The sequence below is a fragment of the Candidatus Eisenbacteria bacterium genome, from assembly GCA_005893305.1.
Taxonomy (GTDB): domain Bacteria; phylum Eisenbacteria; class RBG-16-71-46; order SZUA-252; family SZUA-252; genus WS-9.
The window spans coordinates 242,365-256,277 of sequence record VBOZ01000029.1; the positions used below are offsets into that span (position 1 = coordinate 242,365).

The 13,913-nt window shown below is 67.0% G+C and carries 12 protein-coding genes; 10 read left to right on the forward strand and 2 right to left on the reverse strand.

Annotation, left to right across the window (positions count from 1 at the left end; genetic code table 11):
- Positions 1-38: 38 nt before the first annotated feature.
- Entirely contained in the window at positions 39-1,301 is a 1,263-nt protein-coding gene (locus tag E6K79_09695; protein ID TMQ63919.1) for a Glu/Leu/Phe/Val dehydrogenase, read from the reverse strand.
- 136 nt (positions 1,302-1,437) lie between these two features.
- Between E6K79_09695 and E6K79_09700 the strand changes: the two genes are divergently transcribed.
- Positions 1,438-2,667 carry a rhomboid family intramembrane serine protease gene (locus E6K79_09700; protein ID TMQ63890.1) on the forward strand — a complete coding sequence of 410 codons (1,230 nt, stop codon included), beginning with the start codon at positions 1,438-1,440 and terminating at the stop codon, positions 2,665-2,667.
- Here the strand turns inward: E6K79_09700 and E6K79_09705 are convergent, their stop codons facing one another.
- Entirely contained in the window at positions 2,668-3,003 is a 336-nt protein-coding gene (locus tag E6K79_09705; protein ID TMQ63891.1) for a hypothetical protein, read from the reverse strand.
- Between the two features lie 430 nt (positions 3,004-3,433).
- Here E6K79_09705 and E6K79_09710 point away from each other — a divergent pair, with 430 nt between their 5' ends.
- The 9 genes from E6K79_09710 to E6K79_09750 form a co-directional block, all read left to right on the forward strand.
- Positions 3,434-4,471, forward strand: coding sequence for a rod shape-determining protein (locus E6K79_09710; GenBank protein ID TMQ63892.1), 1,038 nt, complete (start codon positions 3,434-3,436; stop codon positions 4,469-4,471).
- A gap of 19 nt (positions 4,472-4,490) precedes the next feature.
- Positions 4,491-5,498 (forward strand): rod shape-determining protein MreC, encoded by a 1,008-nt coding sequence (mreC, locus tag E6K79_09715; GenBank protein TMQ63893.1) that lies wholly within the window; start codon positions 4,491-4,493, stop codon positions 5,496-5,498.
- On the forward strand, positions 5,495-5,989 hold the full coding sequence (gene mreD / locus E6K79_09720) for a rod shape-determining protein MreD (protein TMQ63894.1): 495 nt from the start codon (positions 5,495-5,497) through the stop codon (positions 5,987-5,989). The genes mreC and mreD overlap by 4 nt, the downstream gene beginning before the upstream one ends.
- Before the next feature lie 3 nt (positions 5,990-5,992).
- Complete coding sequence (gene mrdA, locus E6K79_09725) at positions 5,993-7,840, forward strand: penicillin-binding protein 2 (protein TMQ63895.1); 1,848 nt, start codon at positions 5,993-5,995, stop codon at positions 7,838-7,840.
- Between the two features lies 1 nt (position 7,841).
- Positions 7,842-9,071 carry a rod shape-determining protein RodA gene (rodA, locus tag E6K79_09730; GenBank protein ID TMQ63896.1) on the forward strand — a complete coding sequence of 410 codons (1,230 nt, stop codon included), beginning with the start codon at positions 7,842-7,844 and terminating at the stop codon, positions 9,069-9,071.
- Positions 9,043-9,972: a prolipoprotein diacylglyceryl transferase gene (gene lgt / locus E6K79_09735; GenBank protein TMQ63897.1), complete on the forward strand. Its 930-nt coding sequence runs from the start codon at positions 9,043-9,045 to the stop codon at positions 9,970-9,972. Before rodA ends, lgt begins: the two co-directional genes overlap by 29 nt.
- A 14-nt stretch (positions 9,973-9,986) precedes the next feature.
- Positions 9,987-10,853 (forward strand): shikimate dehydrogenase, encoded by an 867-nt coding sequence (locus E6K79_09740; GenBank protein TMQ63898.1) that lies wholly within the window; start codon positions 9,987-9,989, stop codon positions 10,851-10,853.
- Between the two features lie 22 nt (positions 10,854-10,875).
- Complete coding sequence (locus tag E6K79_09745; GenBank protein TMQ63899.1) at positions 10,876-11,637, forward strand: ComF family protein; 762 nt, start codon at positions 10,876-10,878, stop codon at positions 11,635-11,637.
- The coding region (locus E6K79_09750) for a TIGR03960 family B12-binding radical SAM protein (protein TMQ63900.1) at positions 11,606-13,913 on the forward strand (2,308 nt) is incomplete at its 3' end. The genes E6K79_09745 and E6K79_09750, both read left to right, overlap by 32 nt.

Sequence of the window (13,913 nt, forward strand, 5' to 3'; positions counted from 1 at the left end):
GCGACGCCGCCGGCGCGGCGCTCCGGACCGGATCCGCCTTAGGCGTAGACCCCGCGAAGCGTCATCGCGTCCACGACCCGCTTGATCGCGAGCATGAACGCCGCCACCCGGAACGAAACCTTGTGCTCGTCGGCCATCCGCGCCACGTCGTTGAACGAATCGACCATGATGTGCTCGAGACGCTGGTTCACTTCCTCCTCGCGCCAGAACAATCCCTGCCGGTCCTGGACCCACTCGAAGTAGGAGACCGTCACCCCACCGCTGTTCGCGAGAATGTCGGGGATCACGAGCACGCCCGCTTTGTTCAAGATTTTGTCCGCCTGGTGCGTGGTGGGACCGTTCGCCCCCTCGGCGATGATCCGGGCGTGGATCCGGCCCGCATTGGAATGGGTGATCTGGTTCTCGAGCGCCGCGGGGATCAGGATGTCGCACGGGAGCTCCAAGATCTTCTTCCCGTCGACCGGCGTGGCGCCGGGAAAACCGACGACCGTCTTCTTCTGCTGCACGTGCTGGATGAGCGCCGGCACGTCGAGGCCCTCGGGCTTGGTGATGCCGCCCTGCACGTCGGAGGCTGCGACGACGAGGGCGCCTTCCTTCGCGAGAAGATCCGCCGCGACGGAGCCGACGTTTCCGAATCCCTGCACGACGACCCGGGCGCCCTTCAGGGCGAGGCCGATCCGCTTCGCGGCCTCGCGCACCACGAGGAGGACCCCGCGGCCCGTCGCCTCCCGGCGCCCCGCGGACCCGCCCAGGGCCAGCGGCTTTCCGGTCACGACCGACGTCACGGTGTGGCGGGAGTGCATGGAGTAGGTGTCCATGATCCACGCCATCGTCTGCTCATTCGTGTTCACATCCGGGGCCGGAACGTCGGACTCGGGTCCGAACACATCGATCAAATCGGCGGTATAGCGCCGGGTGAGCCGCTCCAGCTCTCCCTTCGACATCTTGGACGGATCGCACGCGATCCCGCCCTTTCCGCCGCCGAACGGAATTCCCACCACGGCGCACTTCCAGGTCATCCACGCCGCGAGAGCCATGACCTCTTCTAAGTGAACGTCCGGGTGATACCGGATGCCGCCTTTGGCCGGACCGCGGATGATCGAGTGCTGGACGCGATAGCCGGTGAAGACGCGGAAGCTCCCGTCGTCCATCTGGACGGGGAGCTTCACGATCGTGGCCCGGCGGGGTTCCTTGATAATCTGGACGAACGTGGGATCGAGCTTGAGGCGGGCCGCGGCTTCCTCGAACTGGAGCCTGGCGTTCTCGAGCGGATCGAGCTCCTTCTGAATCGTCGAGCCCATGTCCATGCCGGAGGATTCGGTGGCGGTTTCGATCATAAATCCTTCCCGAATGAGGTTGGGGCTCATCCGTAAGTGACGAAAATACTTCGCTTTTAGGCCCCAACTAGTGTAGAGAAGGCGGGGAGACCACGCAAGCATGTACTACTTCTACTGGCTGCCCATAGGGACCGACGCAAAGGTCCGGGGAATCCCCTGGGTCACCGTGTCCCTCGTGGTGGCCAACGTCGTGGTCTTCGCCGCGCTCCATACGGTGTCCGGGGCGGAGGCCCTCGCGTACCGCCTCGCCTTCAAGCCCGGCGAGCCGACCGTCCCGACCGCGATCGCCTCGCTCTTCATCCACGCCGGCCCTCTCCACCTGCTCGAGAACCTTCTCTTCCTGGGCGTGTTTGGTCCGCCTCTTGAGTCGAGGCTGGGCCGGGCCCGGTTCGCGATCGCGTTCGTCGGATGCGGATGGCTCGCCCACCTGGCCCAGGCCGCCTGGGTCATGACCGTGATTCCCAGCATGGCCTCGATCCCTATCTTCGGCTCCTCGGGGGCGATTTCAGGATTGATGGGGCTCTTCCTCGTGCGCCTCTACTTCGCGCGTCTTCGTTTCGCCTCGGTGAGCCAGCTCCTGCTCCAGGGCATCGTGAAGGCGGGCCCCTTCACCGTTCCCGCCTTGGCCGGCATCGGATTCTGGTTCGCGCTCCAGACGTTCCACCATGTGGGCGACGCGATTCCGGAGATGGCGATCGTCGGCCAGCTGGGCGGCCTCCTCGTCGGAATTCTCTTCGGGTGGGGCCTGGGCCTCGCTGGGGAAGGGCAGGTCGAGAGCCGCCTCGCGCAGGGCAGCCGTCACGCCGCGCGGGCCGAGTGGTTCGCCGCCCTCGGCGAATACGAGGCCTATCTGGCCAAGACGCCCGAGGACGCGGACGTGATCGCCCAGGTCGGACGGATCCATCGCGTGACGCACCAGGAGGCGGTCGCGGCAGATTCTTTCTGTAAGGCGATCCACATCTGGCTCAAGCGAGGGGAAAACGCCAAGGCATGCGACGCCTACGAGGAGATGAAGCGACTTCTCGGTGCGGTGACGCTCCCCGCGGAGGATCTCCTCCGAGTGGCCCGGGCGTGCGAGGAGCTGGGGCGCCCCGGGGACGCGAGCCGGGCCTACGAGGCGTTCGGGCGGCACTACCCCGATCGGGAAGGCGCGGCCGTGGCGATTCTCAAGAGCGCGGAGATCGAGCAGCGGACCCTCAACAACCCGGGCCGCGCGAAGTACCTCTACGACGAGCTGCTCCTCCGCCGGTTGACCCCCGACATCGAGCGGGTCGTGCGCGAGCATGTCGAGCGCACCGAAGCGGAGATCGCCCGCTCCACGACCGCCTGACTACGGCAGGCAGTTCAGCTCGGCAAGCTCCTTGTTCCGGCTCTGCGGGTCGAACAGGTAGACGCGGAATTGGCGCCCCGGAAGCAGGTCGGCGCGGGGCACGCAGGGCGAGATCAGCCCATTGTCCCGGCTCGCCTTGCTCTCGCGGATGACCAGCTCTTTGGGCGTCAGGGAGTGATCCGGCGCGACGAACCAGAGGAGCACGGTGATATCAGCGGCGGCGTCGTAGGGCGACTTGAGGTCGTAATGACCGGTCCCGTCCGTCACCGACGCGCCCGCCAATTGCCCGTCGAGGAACAGCTTGACCGCCACGCCCGCGATGGGGTGATCGCTCACGTCCAGTACGTTTCCCGAGAAGGAAGCCGCCCGGCGGTCGATGCCAAGGCCCTGGAACTCCTGGACCCGCGTCGGGGGTTGATTGGCAGGCGACCCGGCATTGGGCTCATTTCCCGGGGTCGTGTTGGGGGGCGCCGCGAGGACAAAACCGGGCGCGAAGGAAAAAACGGCGAAAAATACGACTAATCTCAAGTTCGGACGCATCATGGCCGATACCTCCCGTGTCGCGTGCCGAAGGGGATTCCCGAGGCGACGCTACCACCCGTATCTCGGCGTGTCAACGCGGCTTCCCGAGGAGAAACACCTTGCGCCTTGGGAGGACGGTTTGTTACGGTCCGAGCGCTCCGAACCTAGGAAATGCTCCGTCCCGCCCGGGCCGGGGTCAGGGAGTGGCCCACCAATGTCCAAGCACGGCTTTCGGGAGGCACGGATGTTTCTCGACCAGTTGATGGGCGTCTTCTCGAACGACGTCGCGATCGACCTCGGAACGGCCAACACGCTGGTCTATCTGAAGGGGAAGGGCATCGTGCTGAACGAGCCCTCGGTCGTGGCCGTCGATCGGACCACCGGCAAGGTCATCGCGGTCGGGAAAGAGGCCAAGAGCATGCTCGGGCGCACGCCCGACGAAATCGTCGCGGTCCGTCCCCTCAAGGACGGCGTCATCGCGGACTTCGAGAAGACGGAAGACCTCCTTCGCGAGTTCATCACCAAGGCGCTCCGTCGGCGCACGTGGGTGCGGCCGCGGATCATCATCTGTGTCCCGTCAGGCATCACGGAGGTGGAGAAGCGCGCGGTGCAGGACTCGGCGCAGCACGCCGGCGCGCGCGAGGTGCTGCTCGTGCCCGAGCCGATCGCGGCTGCGATCGGCGTCGGCCTCCCGGTGGGGAAGCCCTCCGGCAACATGATCATCGACATCGGCGGCGGCACCACCGAGATCGCGGTCATGGCCCTCAACTCGATCGTGAATCAGCAGTCGATCCGGGTGGGCGGCGACGAGATGGACGAGGCGATCGTCCAGTATGTGAAGAAGGCCTACAACCTCCTTATCGGCGAGCAGACCGCGGAGCAGATCAAGATCAAGATCGGATCCGCATTCCGCTTGGAGCAGGAGGAGGAGATGGAGATCAAGGGCCGCGACCTCGTCGCGGGGATTCCCAAGACGATGAAGATCTCCTCGGTGGAAGTGCGGGAGGCGCTGAGCGAGCCGCTGCAGCAGATCGTGGACGCGCTCATGCAGTCGCTCGAGAAGACCCCTCCGGAGCTCGCGTCGGACATTGTCGATCGCGGAATCGTGATGACGGGCGGAGGCTCGCTCCTTCGAGGGATCGACATGCTCCTTCGCGAAGCGACCAATTTGCCGATCACCGTCGCCGAGGACCCGCTCACCTGCGTCGTCCTGGGCACCGGCAAGATCCTGGATGACCCCACCCAATACGAAAAGGTGCTCATGTCGGTCGTCCGCGACTGAGCCTGGGGCGTGAGCCCACATGCTGCGAAATCTGCTCGCCCGTCGCACCGATTGGACGGTCCTCGTCATCGCCTGCGGTCTCTCCTTCTCCCTCATGGTTCTCGAGCGGCATGAGCAGGCCCGCGTCGCATGGTTCATCCAGCACACGCTCCTCGGCCCCTTCGAAGCCGCCATGGGGTGGATGGACAGCGCGGTCGGCGTCTACTGGGATAATCAACACCTCCGCCAAAGGCTGACGCGGCTCCAGATCGAGACGGACGCGTTGCACGGCGAGCGCCAGGAGAACGCCCGCCTCCGCCAGCTCCTCAAGCTGGAAGAGCGGCACCCCTATAGTCTGGTCGCCTCGAGCGTGGTCGGCCGGAGCCTCGACCGGCTGGGCGGCAGCCTCACCATCGACAAGGGGATCGCCGACGGCGTCGAGGCGGGGCGCGCCATCCTGACGCCCGACGGTCTCGTCGGCCGCGTCGAGCGTGCGACGCAGCACCAGGCGAGGATCCTCACGCTGCTCCATCGCGATTGCGCCGTGGCCGCGCGGATCGACCGCTCGCGCGTCGACGGCGTCATGCAGTGGGAATTCGGCACGCAGCCGGTGCTCAACCTCCGCTACGTCTCCTCGCAGGAGGACGTGAAGGCCGGCGATCTCGTCGTGACCTCGGGTCTGGGCGACATGTTCCCGGCGGGGATCCGGATCGGCACGGTGGCCCGGGTGAGCCTCGATCCGAACGGGCTCATGAAGGAGATCACGGTCAGGCCCGCGGTCAATTTCCGGTCCCTGGAAGAGATCCTCGTCTACCTGCCCTCGACGCTCCGCGGCTCGGCTCCCGCGGACCTATTCTTGGAGCAGCCGGAGCCGACGGCGGCCGTGCCCACTCCGTCAGCCCCGGCCCCATCCACGTCCACGACGGCGCCGTCGGCCCCGGTCCCGCCGCCTCCGGCGGCCAAGCCTGCGCCCGGCGCGATCACCAAGGGCGTGGGGGCGCCGCCGGAGAGCGTCTCGTCGGAATCGACCGGGATGGCGACCCCGTGAGGGGAATGCGCGACGGCATCGTCCTTGCGATCGTGCTCATCCTCCAGGCGACGGTCGTCTACCGCATGGAGATCGCGGGAATTCGCCCGGACCTTCTCGTCGCGTTCGTGGTCTATCTGGGATGGATGAGGGGGCCGATCGCGGGCACGGCGGGGGGCTTCATCGTGGGATTGATACAGGATCTGGACGCGCCGGGACCGCTCGGGTTGAACGCGCTCTCCAAATCGCTGATCGGGTTTCTCGTCGCGAAGGCGGGATTCCGCGTTCACCGGTCGAACATCGGCGTGCGCTTCGCGTTCTTCTTCGTCGCCATGCTGATGCACGACGTGGTCTATTTCGCCGTTTCGACGTCGGGCGATCTGGGCAAATTCATCGTTCAAATGTTCTTCGTCGCGCTTCCTACGGCGCTCTACACCACGGCGATCGTGCTCCTCATCCTGACCCTCGTCGAGAGCGTCTCGAAGGGGCTGCTCCTCACCGACGAGGCCTGAGCCGTGGCGTACGATCCCGAATCGCACGTCAACGCCCAGCGCCGGGAGCGCGTTTTCACCATCCTCGTGGCCGCGATCTTCGGGATGGTCCTGCTCCGCCTCTTCTCGTTACAAGTGCTCGCGGGGACCCGCTATCGCGAGCTCTCCGAGGAAAACCGCATCCGAGTCGAGGTCCTGACCGCTCCCCGCGGCGAGATCCGGGATCGGAAGGGACGGCTCATGACCGACAACGTTCCCTCGTTCACGGTCACGATTGATCCCTACGAAAAGACGTACGTCTCCAATCAGGGCTACCTGGACTCCACCCTGGTGCGGCTGAGCGGGATCTTGGGCGTCGACCCCGAGGAATTGATCGACAAGGTGAAGAAGGAGCGGAAGCAGTCGTTCCTGGTCATTCGCTTGAAGCGGAACGCCGATCTCAAGTCGGTGGCCTATGTCTCGGAGCACCGGGCCGAGCTCCCCGGTGTCGAGGTCGAGGCGGAGCCGCTCCGGCGGTATCCCTACGGGCTCTTCGCGTCCCACCTCCTCGGGTACGTCGGCGAAATCTCGGACAAGGAGCTGGAGGATCCGCGCTTTGCGACGTCGTACATGCGTGGCGACCTCATCGGCCGGGCCGGGATCGAGCGTCAGTACGAGAGCTACCTGCGCGGCGTGGACGGGAAACGGTTCGTGGAGGTGAACGCGATGGGACGTAAGGCCGAGCTCCTAGGCAACAAGCACCCAATCTTGCCCAAGCGCGGCGCCGACGTGACGCTGAGCATCGACCTCGATCTCCAGCGGGCGGCGGAGCAGGCGTTCCAACCAGGGACGCGCGGGGCGGTGGTCGCTCTCGATCCGCGGACCGGCGAGGTGCTCGCCCTCGCGAGCAAGCCCAACTACGACCCGAACGAGTTCTCGACGGGGATCACGCAGGCGCGCTGGAACGAGATGAGCCAGGGGGGAAACTACCCGCTCTTCAACCGAGCCATCCAGGCGGCCTATCCGCCGGGCTCGACGCTGAAGCCGTTCGTCGCGCTGGCCGGGCTCGACATGCACGCGATCTCATCGACGACCACGTTCCAGGAGCCCTGCTACGGCTACTTCCAATTCGGCCGGCGCCGGTTCGGGTGCTGGGAGAAGACCGGGCACGGATTGCTGTCGCTCCGGGACGCCATCAAGCACTCGTGCGACGTCTACTTCTACCAGCTCGGGGTTCGGAGCGGGCTTGGAAGGATCTCGGACTTCATGAAGCGTTTGACGGCGTCGGAGCGGACTGGGATCGACCTGCCGCAAGAACGGCGCGGACTCTTTCCCGACCCCGCCTGGTATGACCGCCGCTACGGCGCCGGACGGTGGAGCAAGGGCCTCGTGCTGAACCTCGCCATCGGCCAGGGCGAGGTATCGCTCACTCCGATCAAGCTGGTACAGCTCACGGCCGTGATCGCGAGCAACGGGCTGCTCTTCCGGCCGCACCTACTCCGGCAGGTTACTCGGGACGGCGTCGATATACCCCACGCGGTGCCGCTCGAAGACTCCCTCCGCAGCGACCTTGGCCTGAGCCAGGGCGACCTGGTGGCGGTGCGGAGCGCGATGGTCGCGGTCGTGAACGAGGGCGGCGGCACCGGCGGCCAGGCGCGGGTCGATTCGGTCATCGTCGCGGGAAAGACGGGAACGGCGCAGAACCCCCACGGGAACGACCACGCCCTGTTCATCTGCTTCGCGCCGGCCGCGAATCCGGTGATCGCGGTGGCGGTGCTGGTCGAGAACGCCGGCCACGGCTCGAGCGCCGCGGCTCCGCTCGCCCAGAAGGTGCTGCAGGCCTACTTCCACCCGGCGAAGCCCGAGAGTGCCGCCGTGATCGCGGGGAACTGACATGCTGACGCCGCGGATTTCCTCCGACCTGGACCGGCCGCTCCTCGTCACGACGGTTCTGCTCGCTCTGATCGGCATCGCGTTCGTCTACAGCGCGACGATGATGCCGGCCTCCACCGTCGAGCACGGGCTCTACTTGAGACAGTTCATCTGGCTCGCGATCGCGCTTGGCGCCGGAGCGCTGGCGGCCGCGGTGCCGTACCGGATCTACGAGGGGAAGACGGCTTGGCTTTTCTATGGGATCGGGGTCGCGCTCCTTCTCCTGACGCTCGTGATCGGGCACGTCGGACTCGGCGCCCAGCGGTGGCTGGGGTGGGGGCCGGTCAAGTTCCAGCCCTCCGAGCTCGCGAAGTTGGCGACCGTGGTCGTGCTCGCGAGCATGCTCTCGCAGCGTCGGGTCGACCTGACGCAGCTCGGTACCCTGGCCAAGGCGATCTTCGTCGCGGGCGTCCCGTTCCTCCTCGTCTTGAAGCAGCCCGATCTGGGGACGTCGCTCTGCTTCATCAGCATTCTGATCACGATGCTCTACTGGGGCGGGCTCTCGTTCCTCTTTCTCTTCCTGCTCCTGACGCCGATGATCAATGTCGCGCTGTCGTTCTATTTCCCGGCCTGGGTGGTTTTCGCCGTCGTTCTCGCGTTCGTCCTCTATCGCTCGCGGCTGCGTCTCGCCCCGCTCGTCCTGGTGGTGGCGGTGAACCTCGCGGTGGGCATCGTCACGCCCCAGGTCTGGAACCACCTCGAGCCCTACCAGCGCCAGCGCATCACGACGTTCATCGATCCCAGCGCCGACTCCTACGGGGCGGGCTATCAGATCATCCAATCCAAGATCGCGATCGGCTCGGGCGGGATCGTGGGGAAGGGCTTCCTCCACGGGACGCAGAAGGCGCTCGAGTTCCTCCCCGAGCAGCACACCGACTTCATTTTCTCGGTGGTGGGCGAGGAGACCGGATTCCTGGGAGCGGCGCTCGTTACGGTGCTCTACATGGTGCTGATCCTGCGCGGGGTGAGGGTCGCCCATCGGGCGCGAAACCGGTTCGGCAGCCTCCTGGCCATTGGCATGACCTCGATCTTTCTGTACCATGTCGTCGTCAACATTTGCATGACCGTCGGGCTCGCGCCCGTCACCGGGTTGCCGCTTCCGCTCTTGAGCTACGGCGGCACCTCGCTCGTGACGAGCTTCCTGCAGGTCGGTCTGATTCAAAATATCGCCATGCGATGGCGCGAGTACTGACCCGGAGATCCGCTTGCATCCAACACTGTTGAAGCTCGGATCGTTTCAGATTCACAGCTACGGCCTTCTCCTCGCGATCGCGTTTCTCGTCGCGATCCAGATCTTCGTCGTCCGCGGAAAGCGCCGCGGGATCTCCGAGGACGCGCTCCACACGATCTCCCTGGTCCTCCTGATCCTCGCGATCGTGGGCGGGCGGGGCCTGTTCGTGCTGACGCATTGGTCCGAGTACGCCGCCGATCCGCTCGGAATCCTCCGCCTGTGGGAAGGCGGCCTCATGTTGTACGGCGGGTACGTGCTTGCCATCGTCGGCGGGATCGTCTACGTGCGGCGGGCCAAGCTGCCGCTCTGGAAGGTGGCCGACGCCGCCGCGCCGGCGATGGCGCTGGGCATCGGCATCGGGCGGATCGGCTGCTTTCTGAACGGCTGCTGCTTCGGGATCCCGACCCACGCGCCCTGGGGCGTCCAGTTTCCCCCAGGATCGTATTCGACATTTGTATTCCCGGGATCGCACATCCACCCGTCCCAGCTCTACATGGTGCTGTCGGGCGTCCTCCTCTTCGTCGTGCTTCTCCGCCTCGATCGGAAGCCGCGCTTCGACGGCTATCTTTTTTGGATGGGGGTCGCGCTCGACTCTGTTCTCCGGTTCGGAATCGACTTCACCCGCTACTACGATTCCACCTCGTTCCTGGGCAAGATCGGCGGGCTATCCTTCAACATCAACCAGATCCTGAGCGCGGTCCTCTTCCTCACGTCGATCGCGATGCTGAAGATCCTCTCCCGCCGACGGGCCGCGGCGGTCGGCGCCCCGCCGCAGGGCGGTACCCCGGACGCCAGGACGGGCCCCCGCGCCGAGGTCGAGACTCCCCCGACGGGAGCCCCCGAGCCCCGCTCGGCGCGCTGAGGGTGGAGGGCCGCTTGGCCCCGCGCCTCACCGGCCCGACCCGCCTCTACGCGGTGCTGGGGCACCCGGTGAATCATTCGCTCTCTCCCTCGATGCAGAACGCGGCGTTCCGCGCGACCGGGATCGACGCCACCTACGTCGCGCTGGACGTTCCGCCCGAGCGGCTGGCGGAGGTCTTGAGGGAGCTCCACGCCGCGGGATTCTCCGGGCTCAACCTCACGGCGCCGCACAAGGAAGCCGCGTGGGCGCTCGTTCGGGGCGCGACGGACGAGGCGAAGCGATCCCGCGCGGTGAACACGCTCCGCCGCGAGGAATCGGGATGGGCGGGGCACGCGACGGACGGTCCGGGATTCGCCGCGTGGATCGACTCGCTCGGCGTCGCCGTACGGGGAGCGCGCGTGCTCCTGCTGGGTGCGGGAGGCGCGGCCCGGAGTGTGGCACCGGTCCTGGCTTCGCTCCAGCCGGCCTCGGTCCACGTCGTCAGCCGCGACCGCGGTCGCGCGCGGGCGGTCGCGGACGAGATCCGTCCCAGCGGCCGTGGCGGCCCCTCGACCGAGGTGACGGCCGCGGCGCTCGCCGAGAAGAGCGAACCGGGGCGAGGGTGGGATCTGCTCGTTCGCGCCCTTTCCTCGAGCGCCGTGGATGCGGTCGAGGCCCTTTGGTGGGAACATCTCGATCCGGGCGGGCTGGTCCTCGACCTGAACTACGGAGCCCGCGCCGTCGCGACGCGCGAGAAAGCCGCAGCGTGGAAGCATCGATTCGAGGACGGGCTCGGGATGTTGCTTCACCAGGGGGCGATCTCGTTCGAGTACTGGACCGGTAAGCCGGCGCCTCTCGACGCGATGCGCGCGGCGCTCGTCGCGGGCGGGGGATCGCGGTGAGACGTGTGGGGGACCTTCGGCGGTGTGGTGGTGGCGCGATCTCATCGATTGCTTGTCCGACCGGCGGTGCCCCGGCTGCGTCGGACGCGTTCCACGCGACCGCGAGGTCTGTGACGCGTGCGACGCCATGGTGCCCCGGAGCGGCTCGGTCCTCTGCCTTCACTGCCTGCATGAAGACCCTTCGGATCCCGCCGCGTCGGTAGGCGCCTGTCCGTCGCATGGATCGCGGCGCCTCGCGCTCGCGGGACCGCGCTACGAAGCTCCGCTCGACAGGATCCTCCACGCGTTCAAGTACGATGGGGCGCGCCGCCTCGGCCCCTGGATCGCTTCGCTCCTTCCCGAGCCGCCCGACCGGGCCGGCACGATCGGTCGAGAAGCCGTTCTTGTTCCGGTGCCCCTCCATCCCGCGCGGCGGGCGTGGCGCGGCTTCGACCAGGCGCTCCTCCTGGCCGAGGACGCGTCGCTCCGGTGGGGAATTCCCGTGGTCCAGGCCCTCGAGCGCGTGCGGGACCATGAGCCGCAGGCCCGCCTCGACGCAGTGGTCCGGCGCGAGAACGTTCGAGGCGCGTTCCGTGTGGCCCGCCCGACCCTCGTGCTCGACCGGCCGGTTCTCCTAGTGGACGACGTGGTGACGACCGGAAGCACGCTGCTCGAAGCGGCGGGGGTCCTGGAATCTGCCGGCGCGGCGTGGATTCTGGCGCTCTCCCCGACCCACGGAGGCCTTGCCAAGTGGCCGGAACCCATGTCCCAGGATGCGGTTGTGGGGGAGCGGCGCCTGTGGTAGCCTCAGCGACTTGGTCGCGGAGGGTACCGCGCCATGCGATTTCGTTTTAACGCCTACACTTTCAGTCGGTTACCCTAGACCCGAGCCTTATTGGAGAGGCGCCATGGACAAGCTCCGCCTTCTGGATGAAGCATACCTGCCGCTCGTGACGAAGCCGAGTCGGTACACGGGAAGCTTTCTCCACGCGGCGCGGAAGGATCCCTCCAAGGCCCGCGTTCGCCTCCTGCTTTGTTTCCCCGACCTCTACGAGATCGGGATGTCCTACCTCGGGCTCAAGATCCTCTACCACATCATCAACGGGCGCCCCGACGGGGTCGCCGAGCTTTGCTTCACGCCGTGGAGCGACATGGAGCGCCTGATGCGCGCGGAGGGGCTGCCGCTCTACTCGCTCGAGTCGCGCACGCCGGCCCGGGAGTTCGATCTGATCGGCTTCTCGCTCCAGTACGAGCTCTCGTACACCAACGTGCTCACGATGATCGACCTCGCGCAGATGCCGCTTCGCACCAAGGATCGCCGCGAGGACGATCCGATCGTGATCGCGGGCGGTCTCTGCACGGTGAACCCGGAGCCCCTGGCGCCGTTCATCGACGGTTTCGTGATCGGGGATGGGGAAGAGGTTATCCAGGAGCTCTGCGACCTCATGGCCGAGCGCCGGGAAACCCGCATGCCGCGCGCCGAGGTGATCCGGCGCATGGGCGCCGTCGAGGGCGTCTACGTTCCGGCGCTTTACGCCGAGGTCAAGAACCCGTTCGGGTACATCGCGCGCGAGCCGCTCCCGGACGCGCCGGCCGCGAAGCCGCGGTTCCGCTACGTCGCGTCGCTCCTGCCGGAGTACTACCCGGAGCGCCCGCTGATCTCCCCGACCGAGATCACGCACGACCGGCTGGGCGTCGAGGTGATGCGCGGCTGCACGCGGGGATGCCGCTTCTGCCTCGCCGGCTACATGAACCGGCCGCTCCGCGAGAAGCGCGCGGATGAGGTCGTGAAGGAAGTCCAGTGCGGGATTGTCCACGCGGGGTGGGACGAAGTCTCCCTGCTCTCGCTCTCGACGACCGACTACAAGCAGCTCCCGGTGGTGCTGCACGAGCTGGACCGCTTCACCAACGAACAGGGCGTATCGATCTCGCTCCCGTCGACCCGCGTCGGCACCCTCGCGCCCTCCGTCGCGGAGAAGATCGGCCAGGGTCGGAAGGGCAGCATCACGTTCGCGCCCGAAGCGGGGACGCAGCGGATGCGCGACGTGATCAACAAGGGAATCGACGAGGCGGAGCTCGAATATTCGGTCAAGCTGGCCCGCGACCAGGGATGGGGCGGGATCAAGTTCTACTTCATGATCGGCCTCCCCACCGAGACCGACGCCGACGTGGACGGGATCGCGGACACGCTCCGCAAGTCCCAGGAATGGGCCAAGGGCGGGAACAAGCGGATGCACTTCAACGTCGGCCTCTCGCCGCACGTGCCGAAGCCGCACACGCCGTTCCAGTGGGAGATCCAGGACGACATGGACACGCTGAAGCGGAAGATCGACCGGCTCAAGATCGGCTTCCGTGGGATGAGCACCGTGCGGCTGAAGTGGCGCGAGCCCAAGACGGCGTTCCTGGAAGGCGTGTTCGCGCGCGGGGACGTACGCACCGCCGACGCGCTGGAAGAGGCGTGGCGGATGGGAGCCCGGTTCGACGGCTGGTCGGAGTGCTTCGACTTCGATCTCTGGATGCGCGCGTTCGAGCGGATCGGGATGGATCCCTCGATCTACCTGCGCCCGCGGGACCTGGACGAGCAGCTCCCCTGGGACCACATCCGGACCCCGGTGGTGAAGAAGTTCCTCCTTACGGAGCGGGCCAAGGCATACGCGGCGGCGCTGACGCCGGACTGCAGGGATCACGCCTGTTACCGCTGCGGGGCGCCCTGCTTCACGCCCAAGGCTCGCGACGGGCGGCACCTCTCCCTGCAGCTGGCCCCGGGACAGGGCGTGGAGCCCAAGTCGCTCGACTTCAGCATTCCGCCCGAGGTTACCGGCGCGGACATCACGACCCGGATCGAGGAGCTCAAGGCGAAGCCGATCGAAGCGCTGTTGGAAGATGTGACGGCCCCGCCGGGCCCGCCCGTCAAGGCGGCCACCCCGCCGGCCCCCGCGGCGAACGGCAACGGCAAGGGGAACGGAAACGGCAACGGGGACGGAGACGGCCGCGAGTTCGGCCGTCGTCGCCGCGTCTGGCCCGCTGCCGCGCGCGGACCGCAGGCGTCCCGCTATCGGGTGGTGTACGAGAAGGCAGGCA

Bases quoted from the DNA above. Each gene is read 5' to 3' on its own strand.
- E6K79_09695 (TMQ63919.1), bottom strand. From the start codon at position 1,301: ATGGGCTCGACGATTCAGAAGGAGCTCGATCCGCTCGAGAACGCCAGG.
- mreC (TMQ63893.1), top strand. From the start codon at position 4,491: ATGCTGCGAAATCTGCTCGCCCGTCGCACCGATTGGACGGTCCTCGTC.
- rodA (TMQ63896.1), top strand. From the start codon at position 7,842: ATGCTGACGCCGCGGATTTCCTCCGACCTGGACCGGCCGCTCCTCGTC.
- E6K79_09710 (TMQ63892.1), top strand. From the start codon at position 3,434: ATGTTTCTCGACCAGTTGATGGGCGTCTTCTCGAACGACGTCGCGATC.
- E6K79_09700 (TMQ63890.1), top strand. From the start codon at position 1,438: ATGTACTACTTCTACTGGCTGCCCATAGGGACCGACGCAAAGGTCCGG.